The organism is Leifsonia shinshuensis (assembly GCF_013410375.1).
Taxonomy (GTDB): Bacteria; Actinomycetota; Actinomycetes; order Actinomycetales; family Microbacteriaceae; genus Leifsonia; species Leifsonia shinshuensis.
Map to the genome: position 1 here is coordinate 164,821 of NZ_JACCFL010000001.1, position 24,607 is coordinate 189,427.

Sequence of the window (24,607 nt, forward strand, 5' to 3'; positions counted from 1 at the left end):
CACGCGGCTGACGATCGCGCGGCGCACGGTCGCCGGGACGGGCTGGCCGAGTGTCGGTGGCCTCCCGTAGGTTCTCGCCATGGGAATCGATATCGAAGCCGACGCCGTCGCGCGCCTCCGCGACCGCGTCCACGGAACCGTCTACGTGCGCGGCGACGAGGGGCTCGCCGCCGAGGTCGCCTGCTTCAACCCCGCGATCCGGCACGACCCGGACGTCGTGGTCGCCGTGGCCGACGAGGGGGACGTCGCGGAGGCGGTGCGCTTCGCCCGCGAGCACGGCCTCCCGGTGCGCGTCCAGGCCACCGGCCACGGGTCGGAGGCTCCGATCAGCGGCGGCCTCATCGTCTCCACGCGTGCGCTCGACACGATCGACGTGGACGGCGGGTCACGGCTGGTCCGGCTCGGCGCCGGAGTCCGCTGGGCCCCGGTGATCGCCGCGGCCGCCGAGTACGGGCTCGCACCGATCACCGGATCCTCGACCAGCGTCGGCGCGGTCGGCTACACGCTCGGCGGAGGCCTCGGCCCGCTGGCCCGCACGCACGGCTTCACAGCCGACTGGGTGCGCGGCTTCCGCGTCGTCACCGCCGACGGCGACATCGTGACGGCCGACGCCGAGTCGCATCCGGAGCTGTTCTGGGCGCTCCGCGGCGGCAAGGGCGGCCTCGGCGTCGTCACCGAGATGACGCTGGAGCTGGTGCCGCTGACGACCCTCTACGCCGGAAGCGTCTTCTTCGAGGGCGACGCGATCGAGCCGGCCTTCCGCGCCTGGGTCGACTGGGCGGGCGCGCTGGGGGAGGAGGCCACGACCTCCGTCGTGCTGCTGCGCGTTCCCGACGTCGACGGCCCGCCTCCGCCGCTCCGCGGTCGCACCGTGCTCAGCGTGCGGTTCGCCTACCCGGGCGACGCGTCGGAGGGCGAGCGCCTGTTCGCGCCGATCCGCGCGGCGGCGCCGGTCTTCCTCGACTTCGTCGGAGAGATCCCCACCACGGCCGTGGCGACCATCCACAACGATCCGGAGGAGGGCGCGCCGGCCTGGATCCGCGGCTTCATGCTGGACGACTTCGACGTGGCGGACGGCGACGCGCTCTTCGACGTGGCCGGTCCCAGCGTCGATTCGCCGTTCCTCGCGCTGGAGATCCGCCAGCTCGGCGGCGCCGCCCGGCGCGACACCCGGGACGGCACGGCGGTCGGCGGACGCGACAGCGGCTACGCCCTGAGCGCCATCGCCGCCGATCCCGCGACCTTCGGCACCACGGCTCCGGCGGCGGCCGAGGCGATCACCCGCGCGCTGGAGCACCGCATCTCCGCGATCACCAACGTCAACTGGGCGGCCGATCTGACGGACCCGGCGGTGTTCGCGGCGACCTGGCCGGCCGAGGTGCGCGCCCGGCTCACCGAGGCGCGCGCGACCTACGATCCGGAGGGCGTCTTCGCGTTCGGGCCGGCCTGAGCGACGGTGGGCTCCCGGACTGAGCGCGGACTCACGGGCTGAGCCCCGTTCAGTCAGCCCAGACGCTCGGCGCCTCCGCGCGCGTCGACGGGAGGGCGGCGTCCGCGCCCCACTCGAGCAGCCACTCCGGCACCGTGACATCGGTCGGAGCCGGCCCGACCGCCTCCAGCAGCTCCTCGATGGACACGACCCCGCCGCCGCGCTTGAGGAACCGGCCCCGGATGAACGCCTGCGTGTAGATCTCGCCGTCGACGGTGAACCGCTGCTCCACGTAGACGGCCTTCTCGTCGAAGCCGAGGATGCGCGACTCGACCACGAACGGCTGCCACAGCTCCAGCGACTTCCGGAACGAGATGGTCTCCGACGCGACCACGGGGTACCAGCCGCGCTCGGAGAAGGTCGCCCAGACGCCGTTCCTGCGCAGCAGGTCGAAGCGGCCGATGTCGGCGATCGAGAGATACACGCCGTTGTTCATGTGCTTCAGGATGTCGAGGTCGGTCGGCATCACGCGGAAGCGGGTGCGCGCGACGTCCCAGTGACCGAGCGGTTCGCCGAAGCGGGAGAGGAAAGCGTGGAGCATCGTCCGGAAGATCATGTGCACGCGGTCATGTTAGTGATGCGCCAACGCCTCCTCAGCTTCGTTGTCGATGCTCTCCAAGCCCGCTAGGGTTCTGCGAGGGGGAAATCGTGCCGAATCGAATAATCCGGAGACGTGCGGCGGCGGCGGCGGTCGCCGCTGCGACGGTCGTGGCGCTGCTCGCAGGCTGCGCGCTGTTCGCGGGCGGAGGCCGGCCGGGCGGTGCGCCGACCCACGGCCGGACGCCGAAGCCCACCAGTACGCCAATGGCGGACGCGCGCAGCCTCGGCACCGCGACGCCGACGGCAACGCCCACCCCGACGAGCACGCCGGTTCCGCCGCCGACACTGACGCCCGTTCCCGCGGGCACCGTCGTGGCCGAGGCGAACGTGGCTTCGCCCAAGGGCAGCATCCACTTCCACTACCGGGTGGTCTCGAACGGCGACAACACGTACTCCGCCCAGTACTCGAACTTCACCTCCACGGTTCCGGTGCCGGTTTCCGTGACGTTCATCGAGGTCCCGCCGAGCGTCGGCGACGGCCTGACCTATCACGGGGTCGGGGACCACGCGCTCGGCGGCCCGACCTCGTCCACGGCACCGGCGTCAACGGCGCTGCTCGCGGGCACCGGTCAGCCGTCCTACCTCGCCGCGCTCGTCACGTACTCGTCCGCCGCGTCGTTCGACGGCGTCCCGCAGGAGCTCGGCCCGAACAAGGTGCTCGCGGTCGACACGGTCCGCTGGTCGGTGCCGGTCCGGCAGACGAACGTGCACCCGGCCGACGCCGGCGCACGGCCCAACGCGACGGGGACGGTCACGGCGAGGACGGCCTCCGGCGCGCCCAAGCGCTACGAGGTCGCGGCGGGCGACACCACGACGAGCGTCGCCGACCGTTTCGGCATCCCGGTGGAGTGGCTGCTCTGGCTCAACCCCGACCTCCCGGGAGACGGCGGCAACCAGTACCTCCTCGCCTCGACCGCCCTCAACCTGGACCCGGACAGCCTCTGACCGTCGGGAAGGGCGGGCACGGCCGGGCGCGACCCCGCTCGGCTGCGTAGGCACGGCGGCGCCGGCGCGACGATCCCGGCGGGACATCGCCGCGGACGACAGCCGACCACGCGACGATCGCGATGCGGCGCCGGCGCGACGATCCCGGCGGAACATCCGCAGAGACGACTTCAGACGACGCGACGCGGCGCCGCGGCGGACCCACCGGGCCGCACTGCTCAGCGCGGCAGCGGCACCTCGAGGATGCTCGGCCCCTGCGGCGGTGCCGACAGCGCCTGGTCGAGCTCGCCCTTCGTCCGCGCGACGCGGTACTCCCAGCCGTAGGCGCGCGCGAGCGCGGACAGGTCGACGGCCTGCGGGGTGTACAGCACCCGGTCGAACGCCTCCGCGGGCGCGGTGGCCGCGACCTCCAGCCCGTCGAAGATCGTCCCTCCCCCGTCGTTCCCCACCACGACCTGGAGGTGCGGCCGCGCCTCGCCCGCTCCCCCGAGCAGCGCGCCGACATCGTGCAGGAGGGCGAGGTCGCCGAGCAGGACCCGCGTGACGCCGGCGGCGGCGCCGGTCTCCGCCGCGCGGGCCTCCGCGGCGAGCGCGATGCCCGTCGCGGTCGCGATCGTGCCGTCGATCCCCGCGAGCCCGCGGTTGGCGTGCACGACGATCTTCTTACCCGGCACCAGCCGGTCAGCGTCGCGGATGAGCCGGGACGCTCCCAGCACCAGCCGGTCGTGCGGCCAGGTGTACCGCCAGAGCGCCTCGGCCAGCAGGGGCCGGGTGATCGGGGCGCGGACCGCGGCGAGCTCGGCCCGGGCGAACGCCAGGGCGTCGGCCGGGTCGTAGGAGCGCGCCTTCTCGACATCGGGCGCACCCGCGGCGGGGTCGGCCGCGCGCTCCGCTTCCTCTGCCAGGCGGCGGCTCGCGAAGACCCAGCTCCCGACCCAGGCCCGGACCTCGGGGCTGCGGAGGTCGACGTCCGCCGGCGCCCGGACTCCTCCGGCCACGTGTGCGCGCCGGCCCGGGTTGTACGCCTCTCCACCGGTCGGGGCGACCACCAGCACCTCGACGTCGTCACGGAGGAGCAGGGCGGGAACCTCGCGGCTGAGCGTGGGATGCCCGAACACGACGGCACGCTCCACCCGGCCTCCGAACGCCTCGTCGCGGAGCAGCTCGCGGTAGGCGACGACCAGTTCCGGACCGAAGCGGCTCCCGCTGGACACCTCGGCGAGCAGCGGATAGCCGCCGGCGCGCGCCAACTCCGCCGCCTCGGCCCCCGCGTCGGCGCCGGCGACGACGACCGTGCGCGGTCCGTCGGTCAGCTCGATCACCGCCCTGCCGAGCGCCTCGGGGCCGGCCGTTGCGGGCAGGTCGCCGCGCGCGACCCCGTGGACCTGCGGCACCGCGACCGACAGCGGCTCCCGGAATCCGATGTTGAGGTGCACCGGTCCGGGGTCGGCGCTGTCGGCGCCCACCGCCTCCGCGACCGCGGCTCGTGCGAGGGCGCGGGCGTCCGAGGTCTCACCTGCCGCGCCGACCGGGGCCGCGACGTCGTGGCTCGCACGCACGACCGTGCCGTACAGGCCGTCCTGCCGCGTGGTCTGGTTGGAGCGGATGCCGCGCAGCTCGCTCGGCCGGTCGGCGGTGACGACGATCATCGGGATGCCGGCCTCGTGGGCCTCCAGGACTGCGGGATGCAGGTTCGCGGTCGCCGTCCCGCTCGTCGTGACGATCACGGTCGGCGCACCGGTCTCCCGGGTCAGCCCGAGCGCGAGGAAGCCCCCGACGCGCTCGTCGATCCGCACGTGGAGCCGCGCGGCGCCGGCGCGTTCGAGTTCGGCCGCGGCGAGCGCGAGCGCCTGCGAGCGCGACCCGGGGCTCACGACGATGTCGGCGACCCCGGCCTCCACGAAGCCGGCGAGGAGGGCGAGGGCGTAGTCGGTCGCCGGATTGCCGGTCTGCTCCACCTCCGCGGGCTCTTCCGAGACCCGCGGGTCAGCCATCCCGTCGGCCGGTCTGGTCGTCCGGACCGTTGTCGTCGAGTTCGGCCAGCTCCTTCTCGAGCCGGCGGATGCGCTCCTCCTGGTCGTGGTCGATCCGGAGCTTGCCGAGGAACTCGGGGTCGTCGTCGGGTGCGCTGACCCGGCGTCCGACGTCCGCGCGTCGTCGGCCGCGCCCGATCAGGAACCAGAGGATCCCCCCGATGATGGGGAAGAGGACGACGACGAGCACCCACACGGGCTTGGGTAGGCCACGCACCCTGGAACGGTCGAAGAGAGCGCAGTCTGCCACCGAATAGATGTAGAAAACCGCGGCTGCGACGCCGAGGACTATCCAGAGGCGAACCATGGCTACATCGTAACTCTCAGAGAGCCTGCCTAAGCTGGGAGGGTGAAGCGGATTCCCTCCTGGTTGACCTACACCGTGCTGCGGCTGGTGGTGTTCGTGGTGCCGCTGGTGGTCCTGCTCCTGATCGGGATCGTCTGGTGGGCCGCGGTCATCGCCGCAGCGCTCATCGGGCTGTGCCTGTCGTACATCCTGCTCGCCAAGCAGCGCCACGCGGTCGCGACCGACCTGTACGCGGTGCGCCACCGCGACAAGCCGGCGCCGTCGGCGGACGACGCGGAGGACGAGGCGCTCGACGCCGCCGAGTCCGAGGCGGACGCCGGCGGGCCGACCCCGGGTCAGAAGGCGTAGGCGGCGCCGAGCGCGATCGCCACGAGCAGCCCGGTCAGGCTGGTGAGCTGCAGCGCCGTGACGAGTTCGCGCGGCGTCTTCCCGAACAGCGTGATGACGCACGCCGGCAGCGCTGCGAGCAGCGCGAACATCCCGAACCAGGCGAACGGGTAGAACAGCGCCAGCACCGCGAGGATGCCGAACGGCACGAGCAGGAACACGCAGTAGACGATCCGCGAGGCCGTGCTGCCGAGCAGTACGGCGAGCGTGCGCTTCTTGGCGAGCCGGTCGGGCTCGATGTCGCGGATGTTGTTGACCATGAGCACCGCGCAGGCGATGAGGCCGGCGATCACGCCGCCGAGCCACGCCTCCTGGTTGACCGTCTTGGCGAGCATGTAGGTCGTCCCCGCGGTGGCGACGAGCCCGAAGAAGACGAAGACGAACACCTCGCCGAGGCCGTAGTAGCCGTACGGCCGCTTGCCGCCGGTGTAGAACCAGGCCGCCGCGATCGCCGCGGCGCCGACGAGGAGCACCCACCAGAGCTGCGTGAGGATGACGAGGATGAGCCCGGCGACCGCCGCCAGCCCGAAGAACGTCAGCGCCACGGTCAGGACCTTGCGGGGTGCGGCCTTCCCCGAGCCGGTGAGCCGGCCCGGGCCGACCCGGTACTCGTCGGTTCCGCGGATGCCGTCGGAGTAGTCGTTGGCGTAGTTCACGCCGATCTGGAGCAGCACGGCGACCGCGAGGCACAGCAGTGAGCGGATCGGGTGCCAGATGCCCGCGCCTTCGATGACCTTCGCCGCGCCCACGCCGATGAGCACCGGCGCCACGGCCAGCGGGAGGGTGCGGAGCCGCGCACCCGCGATCCAGTCGGATGCGGTGGCCGGGCGCACGACGGAGGCCTTGGCGCCGGGACGCCCGCTCCTCCCGCCTCGAGGTCCGCGCGCCGGGGGCGGCGCCATCCGCTGCATTCGGGGGTTGTTCTGGCTCATCACAGTGCGAATCGTAACAACAACCGCTATGCCGCAGGCGCTCCGCCGCCGTCGCCGCGGGCGAGGCGCGCGGCGGCCACCCGGTCGGGCTTGCCGCTGCTCAGGTGCGGGAGCTCGGCGACGGTGACGATCCGCGCGGGCGCGGCCGCCCTGCCGAGCTGTTCGGCGACGAGGCTGCGGAGGCCGGCGAGGTCGGCACTGCCGGTCGCGACGACCACGGGGACCTGACCCCAGCGTTCGTCCTCCGCCGCGACGACGACAGCGTCCCCGAGGTCGGCGCGCGAGCGCACGACGCGCTCGACCGCGTCCAGCAGCACCTTCTCGCCCCCGGAAATGATGACGTTGTCGGACCGCCCGCGCACGGTGATCCGCCCGTCGCGCACTTCGCCGAGGTCGCCGGTGCGGTACCAGCGCACCCCGTCCTCCTCGTGGAAGGCCGCCGCCGTGCGGTCGGCGTCGCCCACGTAGCCTTCGGCGAGAGTGGGACCGCTGATCTCCAGCAGCCCGTCGACCTCGCGGACGACGGTCGTGCCGATCGGCACCCCGTCGTACACGCAGCCTCCGGCGGTCTCGCTGGAGCCGTACGTGGTCAGGATCCGTGCCCCCAGGAGCTCGGCGCGGTCGCGCAGGCCGCGGTCGAGCGACTGCCCGCCGACGAGGATGCCGTCGAACCGGCGCAGCGCGTCCCCTACCGCACGCGCACCGTTCTCGGCCGCGTCGACCAGCCGGGCGAGCTGCACGGGGACGAGCGAGGTGTAGCGGAGGTCCGCGGTCAGGTCGCCGGCCAGCGCCGCGAAGCGCACCGGATCGAAGTGCCCGTCCCCGTACACCACCGGCTCCGTGCCCGCCGCGAGCGACCGGACGATCACCTGCGCGCCGGCCACGTAGTGCGCGGGGAGGGCGAGCAGCCACTGCCCCTGCCCGCCCATCGCCCCCGCGGACGCGGCGGCGCTGGCCAGCAGCGCGTCCACCGACAGCGCCACCCGCTTCGGCACCCCGGTCGATCCGGACGTCTCGATGACGAGCGCCACGTTCTGCGGAGCCCGCTCGCCCGGTCCGGGCCACGCGTCGGCGGCGTGTGCCCGCTCACCCGGCCCGGCCCCCGACCGGCTCGCCGCCTCCGGCGTCGCCCCCCGAGGGACGACCACCGGCCCTCCCTCGGACAGCGCCTCACGCAGCGCCTCGAACACCTCGGCGGTTCGCCCGGCATCGACGACCCGATACGCCCGGCTCACCCGCGCCTCCCCGTCGTCGAAGCGGTCGGCGCCGCCCCGCCAGGCCGCCTGACCTTCACCATCCGAGTGGCCGGCGCCTCCGCATCACCAGCCTGCGCATCCCTCACCGCTTCCACGCCCAGCCGCGACCCCGTCCCGCTCAGTACTGCCACGGGAACGGCGACCAGTCCGGCTCCCGCTTCTCGAGGAACGAGTCGCGGCCCTCCACCGCTTCGTCGGTGCCGTAGGCCAGCCGGGTCGCCTCGCCGGCGAACACCTGCTGACCGACCAGCCCGTCGTCCACGGCGTTGAAGGCGAACTTGAGCATCCGGATGGCGGTGGGCGACTTCGTCAGGATCTCCCGCGCCCATTCGACGGCCGTCGCCTCCAGCTCGGCATGCGGAACCACGGCGTTCACGGCGCCCATCTCGTAGGCGCGCTGCGCCGAGTACTCGCGCGCGAGGAAGAACACCTCGCGCCCGAACTTCTGCCCGACCTGACGCGCGAAGTACGCGCTCCCGTACCCCGCGTCGAACGATCCGACATCGGCGTCGGTCTGCTTGAAGCGGCCGTGCTCCGCGCTGGCGATCGAGAGGTCGCAGACCACGTGCAGCGAGTGGCCGCCGCCCGCCGCCCAGCCCGGGACCACCGCGATGACGACCTTGGGCATGAAGCGGATCAGCCGCTGCACCTCGAGGATGTGCAGCCGCCCGCTGCGCGCGGCGTCGATGCCCGTGGCCGTCTCGCCGTCCGCATACTTGTAGCCGTCGCGCCCGCGGATACGCTGGTCACCACCCGAGCAGAACGCCCAGCCACCGTCTTTCGGGCTGGGCCCGTTGCCGGTGAGCAGGACCACGCCGATCCTCGGGTTCGTGCGGGCGTCGTCGAGGGCCGCGTAGAGCTCGTCGACCGTGTGCGGGCGGAAGGCGTTGCGCACCTCCGGACGGTCGAACGCGATCCGCGCGATGCGCCCGCTCACATCGTGGTGGTAGGTGATGTCGGTGAGCGCCCCGAATCCGGGGACGTCCGTCCACACCGCGGGGTCGAAGAGGTCTGATACTGCCGAAGCCATGCCACAAGCCTACGGTCGAGCGCAACAGGCGACCCGGCCGCGTGCCAAACTTGTGGAATGCTGCCCGAACTCGCCGACCTGTTGGGGACAGCGCGCGTCGTCCGGCTTCCGATGCGCACGCGGTTCCGCGGGATCACCGTGCGGGAGGCCGTCCTCTTCGAGGGACCGGAGGGCTGGACGGAGTTCTCCCCCTTCGTGGAGTACGACGACCAGGAGTCCGCCGCCTGGCTGCACGCCGCCATCGACTTCGGCTGGCGGCCGGCTCCCGCCGCGCTACGCGACGCGATCCGGGTCAACGCCACCGTGCCGGCGGTCGCGGCCGCGGACGTGCCCGCCGTCCTCGACCGGTACCCGGGCGCCCGGACGGCGAAGGTGAAGGTCGCCGAGCCGGGCCAGACCCTCGCCGACGACGTCGCCCGCGTCCGGGCGGTCCGCGAGCACCTGGGTCCGGAGGGCCGCGTCCGCGTCGACGCGAACGCACTCTGGAACGTGGACGAGGCCGAGCACGCGATCCACGCCCTCGCATCGTTCGACCTGGAGTACGTCGAGCAGCCGTGCGCGACCGTGGACGAGCTGGCGGAGATCCGCCGGCGCACGCGCTACATGGACATCCCGATCGCCGCCGATGAGAGCGTCCGCAAGGCGAGCGACCCGCTCGCGGTCGCACGTGCCGGCGCGGCCGACCTGCTCGTCATCAAGGCCCAGCCGCTCGGAGGCGTCCATTCGGCGTTGCGGATCGTCGCGGAGGCCGGCCTCCCGGTCGTCGTCTCGAGCGCGCTGGACACCTCGGTCGGCATCGCGATGGGCGCGCACCTCGCCGCGGCCGTCCCCGACCTCGAGTTCGACTGCGGGCTCGGCACGGTCGCCCTGTTCGAGAACGACGTCGCGGACTCCCCGCTGGTCCCGGTGGACGGCGCGATCCCGGTGCTCCGCCCGGAGGTCTCGGGATTGCGACTCGACGCTCTCAGCGCACCCGATGACCGACGCGACTGGTGGCTCGACCGCGTGCGCCGCTGCTACCGCATCGTGGAGCACACGACGGCGCTCTGATCGCGGCGGACGCCAGAGGCGCCCCTCCCCGACGTGATGCTGCCGCCCCCGTATCGGAAGCCGCGCACCCGTTCTCGGTGGAGGCGCGCCGCTTGCTCAGCGGTACAACGTCTCCGAACCTCGAGGCCGCAGACCGCCCGTCCCGCCGCGCACGCCGCCTGAGCGATACGACCACTCCGGCAACCTCAAGCCTGCACCTTGCCTATCGGGACATCCAGTTTGCTGCGCACGCCGCACGAAACACGTCGCGCTCGCAGCGCCTCAACCTCAGCGGTACAACCGCTCCGGCACCTCGAGGCCGTAGATCGCCCGCCCGGAGTCCCAGATCGCCGCGCATGCGGCGCGGAGCAGGTCGAGCTCGTCGTCGCCCTCGCTGACGATGCGCACATCGTTGCCGTCGATCGCGACCGTGGCGCTCCCGACCGTGACCGCCCCGTTCTTCGCCGTCTTCGCGGCCGGGTACGGTTCATTCAGCCCGCGTAGGTCGCCCAGGATGTAGGTCGGGCGCGAGTCGGCGTCCGCCGCCAGGAGCTGCTTGGCGCGGTCGACGCCCGTGAGCACGAGCACCGAGTCGATGCCGGCCCGGTTGGCGCCGAGGATGTCGGTGTCGAGGCGGTCGCCGATGAACAGCGGCTTGCTCGCCCGGAAGCGCGCGATGGCCTCGCGGAAGATCGCCACCTCGGGCTTGCCCGCGACCAGCGGCAACCGGCCGGCCGCCGTGTGGACGGCAGAGACCAGGGTGCCGTTGCCCGGCGCGATGCCGCGGGCGACCGGGATCGTCCAGTCCGTGTTCGTCGCGATCCACGGGCGCTCGGCGTCGCTGCGCCCCTGCAGGGCGAACGCGGCTTCGGCGAGCTGAGTCCAGCCGACTTCGGGGGCGAAGCCCTGGATCACCGCCGCCGGGTCGTCCTCCGCCGACCGGGTGACCGTGAAGCCGCCCTTCTGGACTTCGTCCACCAGGCCGTCGCCGCCGACGACGAGGATGGTGGAGCCCGCAGGAACATGCTCGCTCAGGAGCCGGACCGCGGCCTGCGGTGACGTGACGACATCCGTCGGCTGGGCGCGGAGGCCGAGCTCGCGCAGGTGCTCCGCCACAGACGCGTCGGTCCGCGAGGCGTTGTTCGTGATGTAACCGACACGAACGGTTTCAGCCGCGCTGTTGAGACTCTCGACCGCATACGGGATGGCGTTCGGGCCCGTGTAGACGACCCCGTCGAGGTCGGCCAGCACCAGGTCGACGCCGGTCAGCGGGGTCGCGGCGTCACTCGCCCGTCGAAACAGCGCCATCGTGCGGCTCACCCTCCACGTCGTCGTCGTTGGCGGCGTCGGTCGCTGTGTCGTCGGCCGCTGTGTCGTCGGCCACGGCGCCTTCGGCCGCCGCCTCGTCGGCGGGAGCATCGGTCACGACGTCGGCGGCGCGCACGTCACCGGCCACAGCCGTGTCGGCCGCCGCCGGGTCCACTCCTGCGTCTTCCGTCGAGGCATCGTCGGTGGGCATGTCCTCGGCCAGTGCCTCGTCGGCCGCCGCCACACCGGTGGCAGCCTCCGCGGTCGTCACGCCGACCATCTCGTCGTTCACGTCTGCGCCGACGGCGTGTGCATCGGTCACGGCCTCGTCGACTGCAGTCGCCGCGCTCGTGTCCTCATCGACGGCGTACTCGTCGGTCGTGGGCTCGTCGGTCGCCACCTCGTGCTCCACAGCACCATCGGCCGCACCATCCTCCGCTGACTCCCGGTCCTCCGCGAGATCGGCATCCGCCTCGTCCTCGAGGGCCACCGCGAACTCGAACTCTTCCTCGATAATGTCCACCGTCTCGAACTCGGCGTCGGCGTGCGCCTCTTCGAGCGCGAGCTCGGCGCGTTGCGCCCGCTCCCGCCAGGTCGCGGCGTCGGAGTCGCGGCCGAGGGCTTCGAGCACCTCCGCGTACGCGTGGAACAGGTCCGGGCTCCAGCTGAAGGCACGGTTGGGGTCAAGCTGTGGGATCTCCAGCTCGGCGAGCGCGGCTTCCTCCTGGCCGAGGTCGAGGCGTGCGCCGGACATGGCGATCGCCAGCGATACCTGGACGTCGGACGGGAGTGCGCTCCGGTCGACCGACCGGCCCAGCTCGAGAGCGCGGTCGGGCCGTCCCACCCCGCGCTCGCTGTCCACCATCAGGGCGATCTGGTCGTTCGAGCCGGTGATCCGGCGGTACGTGCGGAGCTCCCGCAGCGCGAGCGCGAAGTCGCCGGTGGCGTACGCCGTGATCGCCAGGGTCTCGCGGACGACACCGATACGCCCGGCGCGGCGCGCGGCCGACAGGGCGTGACGGTGCGCGAGCTCCGGGTCGCTCTCGATGAGCCGGGAGGCCATCACGAGGTGCTGCGCGACCCAGTCGGCGTTGTCCTTGCTGAGCGTCTTCAGTTCGACGCGCGCCTCCTTGGGCAGCTCGCGTGCCTCGACATCGAACGGGAGGTCGGGGTCGTCGTGCCGAGGACGCACCGACCGCAGCTCCCTGGCCAGCGCCGCCTCGGCGTCAAGCTCGTACTCGCGCTCTCGCGCGTCACGATCGCCGCGCGCCGGTCGGCCGTCCCTGGTCCACAGCTTGTCGTCCGAACGGCCGTAGCCCTTCGCTCCGCCCCCTGCCGGTCGCCCACCGCGGTCGCCCTGACCGCCGCGCCCGCCGCCGCCATCACGGCTGCCGGCGAAACCACGCGACCCGGACGTGTCCCGCGACCGCGTGGCATCCCACGAACCGGAGCGCTTCGCGTCGCGGCCCTGTTGACCGTCGCGCCGCTGGCCATCGCGGAACTGTCCGCCGCGGTTCTCACCGTCGCGGCTCCAACCACCGCCCTGACGCTGTCCTTCGCGCCCGTGACCACCGTGGCCCTGCCCGTCACGGTTCCAGCCGCCCTCGCGGCGCTGTCCATCACGAGCCTGAGCACCATGGCCCTGCCCGTCACGGTGCCAACCACCCTCACGGCGCTGTCCATCACGGCGCTGCCCGTCGCGGCTCTGACCGTACCGGGCCTGGTTGTCACGGTGCTGTCCGTCGCGGGGCTGCGCACCACGGTTCCATTGCCCGTCACGGCTCTGCCCGTCACGATTCCAGCTGCCCTCGCGGCGCTGCCCGTCACGCGACTGCGCGCCCCGATCCTGCCCGTCACGGTTCCAGCTGCCCTCGCGACGCTGCCCATCACGGCCCTGGCCGGACCGGGCCTGTCCATCGCGGGACTGCGCACCACGGGCCCACTGCCCGTCACGACCTTGGCCATCACGGCGCTGGCCGTCACGGCTCCATTGGCTGTCGCGGCTCTGCCCATCGCGACGCTGGCCGTCGCGCGACTGTCCGTAACCGCCCTGCCCATCGCGACGCTGGCCGTCGCGCGACTGTCCGTAGCCGCCCTGCCCGTCGCGGCGCTGAGCTCCGCCACGCTGACCGTCGCGGTTCCACTGGCCGTCACGAGGCCGGCTCGGGGCGCCGGTGCGGTGACCACCGTCGCCGCCCTTCGCCCGGTCGTAGCCCTGGCCCGAATCGCGACGCGGAGCTCCCCCTGTGCGGGCGTCGTCCCGACCGGCGCCGCTGCGTGGGCGGCCGGCGCCTCGACCGCGGCCGTCGCCGCTCGAGGCGGACGTCCTGTCGTCGTCTGCCGGTGTATCGCTCACGACTTCTCCTGTCGGGTGCCGGGGTTTCCGCCCAGCCTATGTGCGTGGATCGCGCAAGGAACCGCCCGCGCGAAAATGTGCCGTTAACGCGAAATGGCCACCCATCACTGGGTGGCCATCTCACAAAGAAGTCCGGCGGTGTCCTACTCTCCCACAGGGTCCCCCCTGCAGTACCATCGGCGCAGAGAGTCTTAGCTTCCGGGTTCGGAATGTAACCGGGCGTTTCCCTCTCGCTATGGCCGCCGAAACACTATTGATGTATCAAAGTGAACGATCAAGCTTCGCTTGAATCAGTTCTCGACCGTACATCGAGAACCACATAGTGGACGCGAGCAATCTCTTGCCCCTCATACCCGCCTTACAACGGTATGAGAGTAGTGATTATCAAATTGTCGGCTTATTAGTACCGGTCAGCTCCATGGGTCTTTAGTCCCCACTTCCACATCCGGCCTATCAACCCAGTAGTCTAGCTGGGAGCCTCTCGCCCGAAGGCATGGAAATCTCATCTTGAGGCCGGCTTCCCGCTTAGATGCTTTCAGCGGTTATCCATCCCGAACGTAGCTAACCAGCGGTGCTCCTGGCGGAACAACTGGCACACCAGAGGTTCGTCCAACCCGGTCCTCTCGTACTAGGGTCAGATCCTCTCAAATTTCCTACGCGCGCAGCGGATAGGGACCGAACTGTCTCACGACGTTCTAAACCCAGCTCGCGTACCGCTTTAATGGGCGAACAGCCCAACCCTTGGGACCTACTCCAGCCCCAGGATGCGACGAGCCGACATCGAGGTGCCAAACCATGCCGTCGATATGGACTCTTGGGCAAGATCAGCCTGTTATCCCCGAGGTACCTTTTATCCGTTGAGCGACAGCGCTTCCACAAGCCACTGCCGGATCACTAGTCCCGACTTTCGTCCCTGCTCGACTTGTCAGTCTCACAGTCAAGCTCCCTTGTGCACTTACACTCGACACCTGATTGCCAACCAGGTTGAGGGAACCTTTGGGCGCCTCCGTTACTTTTTGGGAGGCAACCGCCCCAGTTAAACTACCCACCAGGCACTGTCCCTGAACCGGATTACGGTTCTAAGTTAGATATCCAAAGTGACCAGAGTGGTATTTCAACAATGACTCCACGAACACTGGCGTGTCCGCTTCAAAGTCTCCCACCTATCCTACACAAGCCACTCCGAACACCAATACCAAGCTGTAGTAAAGGTCACGGGGTCTTTCCGTCCTGCTGCGCGTAACGAGCATCTTTACTCGTAGTGCAATTTCGCCGAGTTCGCGGTTGAGACAGCTGGGAAGTCGTTACGCCATTCGTGCAGGTCGGAACTTACCCGACAAGGAATTTCGCTACCTTAGGATGGTTATAGTTACCACCGCCGTTTACTGGGGCTTAAATTCTGAGCTTCGCCGAAGCTAACCCTTCCTCTTAACCTTCCAGCACCGGGCAGGCGTCAGTCCGTATACATCGTCTTGCGACTTGGCACGGACCTGTGTTTTTAGTAAACAGTCGCTTCCCACTGGTCTCTGCGGCCTTCAAACGCTCCCGGAGCAAGTCCGTTCACGCCTCAGGCCCCCCTTCTCCCGAAGTTACGGGGGCATTTTGCCGAGTTCCTTAACCACGATTCTCTCGATCTCCTTAGTATTCTCTACCTGACCACCTGAGTCGGTTTGGGGTACGGGCGGCTGGAACCTCGCGTCGATGCTTTTCTCGGCAGCATAGGATCACCCATTTCGTCAATGAAGACTACGCATCGTGCCTGGGCCTATGTGAGAGACGGATTTGCCTATCTCTCGGCTTACACACTTACACCGGGACAACCATCGCCCGGCTGGGCTACCTTCCTGCGTCACACCTGTTAATACGCTAGCCGCACCAGCATGGGGTCGAGCGTTAGGCCCGGACCTTCACCCCGAAGGGATCCGTGTCCAGGATTAGGACTCTTAGCACCACTGGATTAGCTTGGGCGGTTCTTCGCCGGTACGGGAATATCAACCCGTTGTCCATCGACTACGCCTGTCGGCCTCGCCTTAGGTCCCGACTTACCCAGGGCGGATTAGCCTGGCCCTGGAACCCTTGGTCTTTCGGAGGACGGGTTTCTCACCCGTCTTTCGCTACTCATGCCTGCATTCTCACTCGTGTAGCGTCCACGGCTGGTTTACACCGCCGCTTCACTCGCCACACGACGCTCTCCTACCCATCAACACGGCTGGACCACGAAGGCCTACCAATAATGTCAATGCCACAACTTCGGTGGCGTGCTTGAGCCCCGTTACATTGTCGGCGCGGAATCACTTGACCAGTGAGCTATTACGCACTCTTTCAAGGGTGGCTGCTTCTAAGCCAACCTCCTGGTTGTCTGTGCAACTCCACATCCTTTCCCACTTAGCACGCGCTTAGGGACCTTAGTTGGTGGTCTGGGTTGTTTCCCTCTCGACGATGAAGCTTATCCCCCACCGTCTCACTGCTGCGCTCTCACTTACCGGCATTCGGAGTTTGGCTGACGTCAGTAACCTTTTGGGGCCCATCGGCCATCCAGTAGCTCTACCTCCGGCAAGAAACACGCAACGCTGCACCTAAATGCATTTCGGAGAGAACCAGCTATCACGAAGTTTGATTGGCCTTTCACCCCTATCCACAGCTCATCCCCTCAGTTTTCAACCTAAGTGGGTTCGGTCCTCCACGACGTCTTACCGTCGCTTCAACCTGGCCATGGATAGATCACTTCGCTTCGGGTCTAGGACATGCGACTGAATCGCCCTATTCAGACTCGCTTTCGCTACGGCTACCCCTCACGGGTTAACCTCGCCACATATCGCTAACTCGCAGGCTCATTCTTCAAAAGGCACGCTGTCACCCCTACAAGGAGGCTCCAACGGTTTGTAAGCAAACGGTTTCAGGTACTATTTCACTCCCCTCCCGGGGTACTTTTCACCTTTCCCTCACGGTACTTGTCCGCTATCGGTCATCTGGGAGTATTTAGGCTTATCAGGTGGTCCTGACAGATTCACACGGGATTTCTCGGGCCCCGTGCTACTTGGGATACTCTTCGCGCCATTGGACCATTTCGGCTACGGGGTTGGCACCCTCTGTGACTGGCCTTTCAATGCCATTCGCCTATGATCCTCTGTAACGCTTGCAGTTCGGCAGAAGCTGCTGAAAAGTCCCGCAACCCCGACCATGCAACGCCTGCCGGCTATCACACATGATCGGTTTAGCCTCTTCCGGTTTCGCTCGCCACTACTAACGGAATCGCTTTTGCTTTCTCTTCCTGTGGGTACTGAGATGTTTCACTTCCCCACGTTCCCTCTACCCGCCCTATATATTCAGGCGGGAGTCACTGGGTCACCTTACGGGCCCAGCGGGGTTTCCCCATTCGGAGATCCTCGGATCAAAGCTCGTTTATCAGCTCCCCGAGGCTTATCGCAGATTACTACGTCCTTCTTCGGCTCCAGATGCCAAGGCATCCACCGTTTGCTCTTAGAAATTTGAAATCACATGAGTTTTAGAATCGATCGGCCCAACTCCGTTGCAAATAAATGCTGTCGAAGATGAGCAGATTGACCAATGATCTATCAGTACATAAGTACTGTGATCATCTATGTGATTCGAACCCGAAGGTTCGAATCTAAGATGCTCGCGTCCACTGTGTAGTTCTCAAAGTACGGGCGGTACCTTCTCCGCCGGCCCAGTTATGGCCGACCAGAAAAGGTCCAGAGGATTCGGTTCTCATCCGAGTGGATGAGGTCCGGTCCCTCAGGACCCAACAGCGTGCATGTGCGGGGCTTCCGGGTCCGAACCGTTCCTATCCCGAGGGATGTACTGAGTTCGAGCCGTTCGGCTCCGCACCAATGTCAATGTTCCACCCATGAGCTAACCGGCTGAGACGTTCGCTCAGATCCGGCGCCTGGACACCCGAGGGTGCCAGATGCTCCTTAGAAAGGAGGTGATCCAGCCGCACCTTCCGGTACGGCTACCTTGTTACGACTTAGTCCTAATCACCGATCCCACCTTCGACGGCTCCCTCCACAAGGGTTGGGCCACCGGCTTCGGGTGTTACCGACTTTCATGACTTGACGGGCGGTGTGTACAAGGCCCGGGAACGTATTCACCGCAGCGTTGCTGATCTGCGATTACTAGCGACTCCGACTTCATGAGGTCGAGTTGCAGACCTCAATCCGAACTGAGACCGGCTTTTTGGGATTCGCTCCACCTTACGGTATTGCAGCCCTTTGTACCGGCCATTGTAGCATGCGTGAAGCCCAAGACATAAGGGGCATGATGATTTGACGTCATCCCCACCTTCCTCCGAGTTGACCCCGGCAGTCTCCTATGAGTTCCCGCCATTACGCGCTGGCAACATAGAACGAGGGTTGCGCTCGTTGCGGGACTTAACCCAACATCTCACGACACGAGCTGACGACAACCATGCACCACCTGTTCACGAGTGTCCAAAGAGTTGACCATTTCTGGCCCGTTCTCGTGTATGTCAAGCCTTGGTAAGGTTCTTCGCGTTGCATCGAATTAATCCGCATGCTCCGCCGCTTGTGCGGGCCCCCGTCAATTCCTTTGAGTTTTAGCCTTGCGGCCGTACTCCCCAGGCGGGGCGCTTAATGCGTTAGCTGCGACACGGAAACCGTGGAATGGTCCCCACATCTAGCGCCCAACGTTTACGGCGTGGACTACCAGGGTATCTAATCCTGTTCGCTCCCCACGCTTTCGCTCCTCAGCGTCAGTTACGGCCCAGAGAACTGCCTTCGCCATCGGTGTTCCTCCTGATATCTGCGCATTCCACCGCTACACCAGGAATTCCATTCTCCCCTACCGCACTCTAGTCTGCCCGTACCCACTGCAGGCCCGAGGTTGAGCCTCGGGTTTTCACAGCAGACGCGACAGACCGCCTACGAGCTCTTTACGCCCAATAATTCCGGACAACGCTCGCACCCTACGTATTACCGCGGCTGCTGGCACGTAGTTAGCCGGTGCTTTTTCTGCAGGTACCGTCACTTTCGCTTCTTCCCTACTAAAAGAGGTTTACAACCCGAAGGCCGTCATCCCTCACGCGGCGTTGCTGCATCAGGCTTGCGCCCATTGTGCAATATTCCCCACTGCTGCCTCCCGTAGGAGTCTGGGCCGTGTCTCAGTCCCAGTGTGGCCGGTCACCCTCTCAGGCCGGCTACCCGTCGTAGGCTTGGTGGGCCGTTACCTCACCAACTACCTGATAGGCCGCGAGTCCATCCTTGACCGAAGTTCTTTCCACGTACAGGAGATGCCTCCGTACGTCGTATCCGGTATTAGCTTCCGTTTCCGGAGGTTATCCCAGAGTCAAGGGCAGGTTACTCACGTGTTACTCACCCGTTCGCCACTAATTCCCTAGAGCAAGCTCCAGGTTCATCGTTCGACTTGCATGTGTTAAGCACGCCGCCAGCGTTCGTCCTGAGCCAGGATCAAACTCTCCGTAAAATGTTCAGCTCCAAGTCGCAAGCGACTGGAAACATAGTGCAGGATCGGAGAGGAATATCTCGTCTCCTGCGAGTTTGTCTTGACTAGTTTCGAATATCTACTGACATTCTGTTTCTAATCCAAAGGAATCTCTTGCATCGACTTTCAGACCGAGGTCTTCGGGTCAATGCCGAGGTTTTTGGCATTTGACATTGTGCACGCTGTTGAGTTCTCAAGGATCGGACGCTCTCACCTTCAACCCTCTCGGGCTTCTCTGTGAGGCAACTTCTCTACCTTACCACTCTCAGTCAGTTTGTCAAGTCGGCCGTTTCGCGCTCTTTCGTTCATCCATCGTGGGATACATCTGATTTGCACGAACCGAACCGGTTAGACCTGCTCAGTGAGTGGGGTGTTAATCCTAAGCGCAGCAAAGCAACTCTTTCAAGTTGAGATTTGCCGCTAGGCTAAGGATTCGGTCCCGCTTGAGGCCGGGGAGCTCTTCCGCTCTCCCGCACCTTTGGGGTGACAAGTAAGTACTTTACGCAGGCCTCCGGGACGTCGCAAATTCCGCTTACATCCCGGGCGTGTCGCAGGGCCGGATCCGCGTGATTCCGCGGAAGTCGCCCCCGGGAACGCGAAAACGCGGCCGCCCGGAAGGGCGACCGCGTCTGGCGGAGCGAGTGCAAACGGCTCAGGATCCGAGCCCGGAGTAGGCGTGCAGTCCGTGGAAGAACACGTTGACCACGCCGAAGTTGAAGAGCACCGCGGCGAAGCCGATGATCGCGAGCCATGCGGAACGGGATCCGCGCCACCCGCGGGTCGCCCGCGCGTGGATGTAGCCGGCGTAGATCACCCAGATGATGAACGTCCAGACTTCCTTGGTGTCCCAACCCCAATACCGGCCCCACGCCTTCTCGGCCCAGATGGCTCCGGCGATCAGCGTGAAGGTCCAGGCGATGAAGCCGACGATGTTGATCCGGTACGCCAGGTTCTCCAGAGCGACCGCGCTCGGAAGGGTCGACAGGAACCGGAACTGCTGCGGGCGCGACTCCGCGACCTGGCGTTCGCGCCGGTACTGCAGCAGCTGGAGTCCGGACAACGCGAAGCCGAGGGCGAAGAACGCCGTGCCCAGCACGGCCACGATGATGTGGATCACCAGCCAGTACGACTGCAGCGCCGGCTGCAGCGGGACCACCGGGACGTAGTACCGCAGCAGCGCGATCCCCTGGAGCACCAGGACCAGCCCGATGATGAACGTCCCCAGGTACTTGATCTCCCACTCGAGGTTCGCGACCAGGAAGACGCCGACGATGACCAGCGTGCCGGTCATCGAGAACTCCCACATGTTGGCCCACGGCACCCGGTCGGCTGCGATGCCGCGGAGCACGGTCGCGATGAGGTGGAAGCCCCAGCCGGCGATGGTGAGGCCGAACGCCCACTTGATCGACGCCGACGAGGCGGCGCCGTTCATCACATCGTCCTCGAGGCGCGTGCTGATCCGGCTGGACAGTCGGCCGAGCGCGGAGGACGGCGGGGCCTGCGGGGGTGCGTCCGCGCTGCCGCCGGACACGGACAGCCGGGCGGCTGTGGCGCCGACGGGCGTGGCCACCTCCGCTCTGCGCGCGACGGCGCTGGGGACCAGCGCGGCCTCCTCGGCCGTTGCTCTGGCTCCCCTACGGGCGAGGTCGAGCGCGAACGCGATGAACGCGGCCGCGTAGAACCCCATCGCCACATAGATGAAGACCGTGGACAGCTGGGACAGGGTTTCGGTCACGATTGAAGCCTAATTCGTCGGGGTTCGGGTGAGGAGTGCGGTGTGCTCGTCGGCGACGGCGGACACAGCCGCGAGGAGGTTCGGGTCCTCACCACGGGCGAGGCCAGCGTACTCCAGGGTCAGGGAGCCGTCGGGGTTCTCGACGGCCTTGACCCAGATGCGGCGGCGCGGCACGAAGAGCGACGTCAGCAGGCCGCCCAGGATGAGGATCGCGAAGAGCAGCACCCAGCCCTGAGCGGGGTCGTGGTGCACATCGAGCGACGCGTACCGCTTGACGTCGCTCAGCGAGATCGTGCCGAGCCCGCTCGGGAGCTCGACCGTCTGCCCCGGCCTCAGCTGGAGCGCCTTCGACTTCGTGCCGGGGCCGGCCAACTGCGTCATCTTGTCGGTGTTCAGGCTGTAGACCGACTGCGGGACGCCGTTGTCGACGCCGAGGTCGCCGGCGTAGACGTTGAGGCTGAGGACCGGATCGTTCAGCCCGGGGAAGGTCGAGGTCAGGGCGCCGGCGGCGGTCCCGCTCTTGCCGACCGTCGGATAGAAGAAGCCGATCATGCCGACCTGCTCCCGCAGGCCATCCGGCACCTTCACCCAGCCGAGCGAGGTGAGCTGCGCATCCTCGGCGATGAACGGCACCGAGTCGCTGAAGACCACCTTGCCCTCCGGATCGCGGACCGTGATGGTCGGGGCGTACCCGTTGCCCAGGAGGTAGACGTTGGTGCCGCCGATCGCGAGCGGCTCGTTGACCTTGATCGTCGATGAGCCGGAGGTGTCTCCCGGCCCGGTCGTCGTCACCTTCGCGGTGTAGTCGAGCGGCGTGCCCTTGGCGTTGGGGTTCTTGGTCTCGTAGGCGACGTCGAGGCTGTCGACCCGGATCGAGAACGGCTCGAGCGACCCGTCGGAGAAGAACCGCCCCGGGTTGAACGAGTTGTACGAGGGCAGGCTGTTCACGAAGCTCTGACCGACGACCACGACCTTCTGGCCGGTGTAGCCGAAACCTCCGCCGATGCCGACGGCGACCAGCACGCCGAGCAGGGCGATGTGGAACACCAGGTTGCCGGTCTCGCGCAGGTAGCCGCGCTCCGCCGACACCGAGGTCGAGCGCGCGTCCTGGTAGAGCGAGACCCGGTAGCGGGAGCGGCGGAGCACCTGGCGGGCCGAGTCGATCGGGTCCGGTGCGTCCGCCCGCAGCTCGGCGGGGAGGATGCGCGCCTGGAAGCCGGACATCCGGGTGAGCCGGACGGGCGTCTTCGGCGGCCGGGCGCGGAGGGCGCGGAAGTGGTGCGCCGTGCGCGGGATGATGCAGCCGATCAGCGAGGCGAACAGCAGCAGGTAGATGGCCGAGAACCAGAACGACGTGTAGACGTCGAAGAGCTGGAACTTGTCGAGCACCGGTGCGAGCTGCGGGTTGTCGCTGAAGTACTTGGTGACACCGTTCGGGTCGGCGCCGCGCTGCGGGAACAACGAGCCGGGGACGGCGGCGATCGCCAACAGGAGCAGCAGGAACAATGCCGTGCGCATGCTCGTGAGCTGGCGCCAGGCCCAGCGCAGCCAGCCGAGCGGGCCGAGCTTGGGCTGCACGACGTCGGGGTCCTCGCGCGGAGGCGCGACGTCGATGTGGTCAGATGGCCGGGACAAAGCCGGAGATCACCCCCAGGAACTGCGACATCATGGCGGTCCAGAGGCCGGTCGCCATCAGGACTCCGATGACCACCAGCAGCGCGCCGCCGATGATGTTGATGACCCGGATGTGCCGCTTGAGGAAGGCGACCGAACCGGCGACCCAGTCGAAGCCGAGGGCGACGAGCAGGAACGGGATGCCGAGGCCGATGCAATAGAAGAGTCCGAGGAGCGCTCCGCGCCACGGCGATCCGCTACCGACGCTGAGCGCGCTGATCGCGGCCAGCGTCGGGCCGATGCACGGCGTCCAGCCGAGGCCGAAGACGACGCCCAGCAGCGGTGCCCCGATCAGGCCGGTCGCCGGACGCCAGGTCGGCTTGATCGTGCGCTGCAGGAAGGAGAACTGGCCGATGAAGACGAGGCCCATCACGATGACGAGCACGCCGAGCACCTGGATGACCACCTCCTGCCAGCGGACCAGCCAGCTGCCGAGCGCGCCGAAGGCGGCGCCGTAGGCGATGAAGACGACGGCGAAGCCGAGGACGAACAGGGCGACCCCGGTCAGGATCCGGCCGCGGTCGCGCTTGGCGCCGGGGTCGCTGATCCCGCCGACGTAGGCGAGGTAGCCGGGCACGAGCGGGAGCACGCAGGGCGACGCGAACGACACGAGCCCCGCGAGGACCGCGATGGGAAGTGCGAGCAGGAGCTGGCCGCTGAAGACGATCTGACCGACGTTCACGGTCACTTCCCGGCCACGGCGTCGGAGATGAGCGAGTCGAGGATGCTCTTGTCCGGGATCGCGCCGAGGATGCGGGCGGCCACGCGGCCCTCCTCGTCGATCACGAGGGTGGTCGGCGTGGCCTTGGGCGGGACGGTCTTGCTGAAGGCGAGCAGGACCGAGCCGGTATCGCGGTCGAGGACGGACGGGTACGTCACGCCCTTGTCCTGTTCGAAGCTGGCCGCGGTGCTCGCGGAATCGTAGAGGTTCACGCCGAGGAAGCTGACGCCCTGGGCGGCGTACTTCTGCGACAGCGACTCCAGGTCGGGCGCCTCCACCCGGCACGGCGGGCAGCCCGCGTACCAGAAGTTCACGACGAGGACCTTGCCTGCGTAGTCCTTCGACGACACCGCCGTGCCGTCGGCGAGCTTGCCGGAGAACGCGACGGGGGCTCCGCGGTTCGCGGCCGCGTACTCGCTCACGCTGCCGTCGCCGGCGATGTAGTTCTGGCCGTTGCCGGAGCGGTACTGGTTGGCGAGGGCATCGTTGGAGGTGCAGCCGGAGAGCAGGAGCGCTGCGGCTGCTGCGGCCGCGGGAAGAAGGAGCGCCAGGCGGCGCCGAGCGGAGGGGCGGACGGAGGTCACACGGCCCCCACATCGGTCGCGGCGGTGATGAGGCTGCCGGCGGGCTCGGCGTAGCCGACCTCCACCACGCGGATGACGGGCGGGGCGTCGGGGTCGGCAGGGACGGCCGGCTCGCCCGGGCGCGGTTGGGGCGCAGGGGCAGGCTCGGTCGTGCGCTCGAAGGTCGTGATGCTGGAGAGCGCGCAGCGCCGCTTGCGCGGGTCGTGCAGGAACGGCTCTCCCGCCGCCGACAGGTGCATGACCCAGATCGGGAGCTGGTGGCTGACGAGCACGACGTCGCCGGACTCGACCGAGTCGAAGGCGTCGTCGACGGCCTCGCGCATCCGCTTCTCGATGCTGGTGTACGCTTCGCCCCAGCTCGGCCGGGGCGGGTAGACGAGGAACGGCCAGTTGACCGGGTTCTTCAGGGCGCGGCGCATGTTGGTGCCCTCGAAGTGGTTGGTGGGCTCGATGATCCGCTCGTCGATCTCCGGCTCCAGGCCCAGGGCCGCCGCGATGGGCGCAGCCGACTCGCGCGTGCGCTGCAGCGGCGAGACGCGCAGGAGGGAGACCGGGCGGTCGCGGGCCGCGAGGTCGTCGGCGGCGGCCTGCGCCATCCGGTGACCGAGCTTGGACAGCCCGAAGCCGGGCAGCCTGCCGTACAGGATGCCATCGGGATTGAACACCTCTCCGTGACGGACGAGATGTACCTGGCTTGCTACCACCGCACCAGTCTACGGAGCGGCTTGCCTTGAATTCAC

General features: G+C 67.9%; 18 protein-coding genes and 3 rRNA genes. 5 read left to right on the plus strand and 16 right to left on the minus strand.

Annotated features, from left to right (window positions below; genetic code table 11):
- Positions 1–79 precede the first annotated feature (79 nt).
- Complete coding sequence (locus HNR13_RS00770; protein WP_179603998.1) at positions 80–1,450, plus strand: FAD-binding oxidoreductase; 1,371 nt, start codon at positions 80–82, stop codon at positions 1,448–1,450.
- Positions 1,451–1,499: 49 nt separating this feature from the next.
- Here HNR13_RS00770 and HNR13_RS00775 read toward each other — a convergent pair whose 3' ends face one another.
- Entirely contained in the window at positions 1,500–2,045 is a 546-nt protein-coding gene (locus tag HNR13_RS00775) for an acyl-CoA thioesterase (protein ID WP_179608994.1), read from the minus strand.
- Positions 2,046–2,137: 92 nt separating this feature from the next.
- Here HNR13_RS00775 and HNR13_RS00780 point away from each other — a divergent pair, with 92 nt between their 5' ends.
- Positions 2,138–3,034, plus strand: coding sequence for a LysM domain-containing protein (locus HNR13_RS00780; protein ID WP_343063386.1), 897 nt, complete (start codon positions 2,138–2,140; stop codon positions 3,032–3,034).
- Positions 3,035–3,252: 218 nt separating this feature from the next.
- On the opposite strand, the gene menD is transcribed toward HNR13_RS00780, so the two are convergent.
- Both menD and HNR13_RS00790 read right to left on the minus strand, forming a co-directional pair.
- Positions 3,253–5,028, minus strand: a complete 1,776-nt coding sequence (menD, locus tag HNR13_RS00785) for a 2-succinyl-5-enolpyruvyl-6-hydroxy-3-cyclohexene-1-carboxylic-acid synthase (RefSeq protein ID WP_179603999.1) — start codon at positions 5,026–5,028, stop codon at positions 3,253–3,255.
- The gene (locus HNR13_RS00790) at positions 5,021–5,374 is read right to left on the minus strand and encodes a PLD nuclease N-terminal domain-containing protein (protein ID WP_179604000.1); all 354 of its coding nucleotides are present in this window, start codon (positions 5,372–5,374) and stop codon (positions 5,021–5,023) included. Before HNR13_RS00790 ends, menD begins: the two co-directional genes overlap by 8 nt.
- Before the next feature lie 42 nt (positions 5,375–5,416).
- Between HNR13_RS00790 and HNR13_RS00795 the strand changes: the two genes are divergently transcribed.
- Positions 5,417–5,722 carry a DUF4229 domain-containing protein gene (locus HNR13_RS00795; RefSeq protein ID WP_343063387.1) on the plus strand — a complete coding sequence of 102 codons (306 nt, stop codon included), beginning with the start codon at positions 5,417–5,419 and terminating at the stop codon, positions 5,720–5,722.
- On the opposite strand, the gene HNR13_RS00800 is transcribed toward HNR13_RS00795, so the two are convergent.
- From HNR13_RS00800 to HNR13_RS00810, 3 genes are all read right to left on the minus strand, one after another.
- A complete protein-coding gene (locus HNR13_RS00800) occupies positions 5,710–6,693 on the minus strand; it encodes a 1,4-dihydroxy-2-naphthoate polyprenyltransferase (RefSeq protein WP_179604001.1) in 984 nt (327 codons plus the stop codon). The genes HNR13_RS00795 and HNR13_RS00800 overlap by 13 nt on opposite strands.
- Positions 6,694–6,719: 26 nt before the next feature.
- Complete coding sequence (locus HNR13_RS00805) at positions 6,720–7,928, minus strand: AMP-binding protein (protein WP_179604002.1); 1,209 nt, start codon at positions 7,926–7,928, stop codon at positions 6,720–6,722.
- A gap of 139 nt (positions 7,929–8,067) precedes the next feature.
- Positions 8,068–8,979: a 1,4-dihydroxy-2-naphthoyl-CoA synthase gene (locus HNR13_RS00810; RefSeq protein ID WP_179604003.1), complete on the minus strand. Its 912-nt coding sequence runs from the start codon at positions 8,977–8,979 to the stop codon at positions 8,068–8,070.
- A 57-nt stretch (positions 8,980–9,036) separates the two neighbouring features.
- Between HNR13_RS00810 and HNR13_RS00815 the strand changes: the two genes are divergently transcribed.
- Positions 9,037–10,029: an o-succinylbenzoate synthase gene (locus HNR13_RS00815; RefSeq protein ID WP_179604004.1), complete on the plus strand. Its 993-nt coding sequence runs from the start codon at positions 9,037–9,039 to the stop codon at positions 10,027–10,029.
- A 267-nt stretch (positions 10,030–10,296) separates the two neighbouring features.
- On the opposite strand, the gene HNR13_RS00820 is transcribed toward HNR13_RS00815, so the two are convergent.
- A complete protein-coding gene (locus tag HNR13_RS00820; RefSeq protein WP_179604005.1) occupies positions 10,297–11,316 on the minus strand; it encodes an HAD-IIA family hydrolase in 1,020 nt (339 codons plus the stop codon).
- The gene (locus HNR13_RS00825; RefSeq protein WP_179604006.1) at positions 11,291–12,508 is read right to left on the minus strand and encodes a hypothetical protein; all 1,218 of its coding nucleotides are present in this window, start codon (positions 12,506–12,508) and stop codon (positions 11,291–11,293) included. Before HNR13_RS00825 ends, HNR13_RS00820 begins: the two co-directional genes overlap by 26 nt.
- Positions 12,509–12,787: 279 nt before the next feature.
- On the opposite strand from HNR13_RS00825, the gene HNR13_RS00830 reads away from it, so the two are divergent.
- The gene (locus HNR13_RS00830; protein WP_179604007.1) at positions 12,788–13,759 is read left to right on the plus strand and encodes a hypothetical protein; all 972 of its coding nucleotides are present in this window, start codon (positions 12,788–12,790) and stop codon (positions 13,757–13,759) included.
- A 43-nt stretch (positions 13,760–13,802) separates the two neighbouring features.
- On the opposite strand, the gene rrf is transcribed toward HNR13_RS00830, so the two are convergent.
- From rrf to HNR13_RS00870, 8 genes are all read right to left on the minus strand, one after another.
- A 5S ribosomal RNA gene (rrf, locus tag HNR13_RS00835) occupies positions 13,803–13,919 on the minus strand.
- Positions 13,920–14,052: 133 nt separating this feature from the next.
- Positions 14,053–17,166: ribosomal RNA gene (locus HNR13_RS00840) — 23S ribosomal RNA — on the minus strand.
- Between the two features lie 445 nt (positions 17,167–17,611).
- Positions 17,612–19,135 (minus strand): 16S ribosomal RNA (locus HNR13_RS00845).
- The 16S, 23S and 5S rRNA genes sit together here, the layout of an rRNA operon.
- A 670-nt stretch (positions 19,136–19,805) precedes the next feature.
- A complete protein-coding gene (ccsB, locus tag HNR13_RS00850; RefSeq protein WP_343063388.1) occupies positions 19,806–20,888 on the minus strand; it encodes a c-type cytochrome biogenesis protein CcsB in 1,083 nt (360 codons plus the stop codon).
- 9 nt (positions 20,889–20,897) lie between these two features.
- A complete protein-coding gene (gene resB / locus HNR13_RS00855; RefSeq protein WP_179604008.1) occupies positions 20,898–22,523 on the minus strand; it encodes a cytochrome c biogenesis protein ResB in 1,626 nt (541 codons plus the stop codon).
- Positions 22,507–23,244, minus strand: coding sequence for a cytochrome c biogenesis protein CcdA (locus HNR13_RS00860; RefSeq protein WP_179604009.1), 738 nt, complete (start codon positions 23,242–23,244; stop codon positions 22,507–22,509). Before HNR13_RS00860 ends, resB begins: the two co-directional genes overlap by 17 nt.
- Positions 23,245–23,246: 2 nt before the next feature.
- Positions 23,247–23,867, minus strand: a complete 621-nt coding sequence (locus tag HNR13_RS00865; RefSeq protein WP_179604010.1) for a redoxin family protein — start codon at positions 23,865–23,867, stop codon at positions 23,247–23,249.
- Entirely contained in the window at positions 23,864–24,571 is a 708-nt protein-coding gene (locus HNR13_RS00870) for a histidine phosphatase family protein (protein WP_179604011.1), read from the minus strand. The genes HNR13_RS00865 and HNR13_RS00870 overlap by 4 nt, the downstream gene beginning before the upstream one ends.
- Positions 24,572–24,607: the final 36 nt, after the last annotated feature.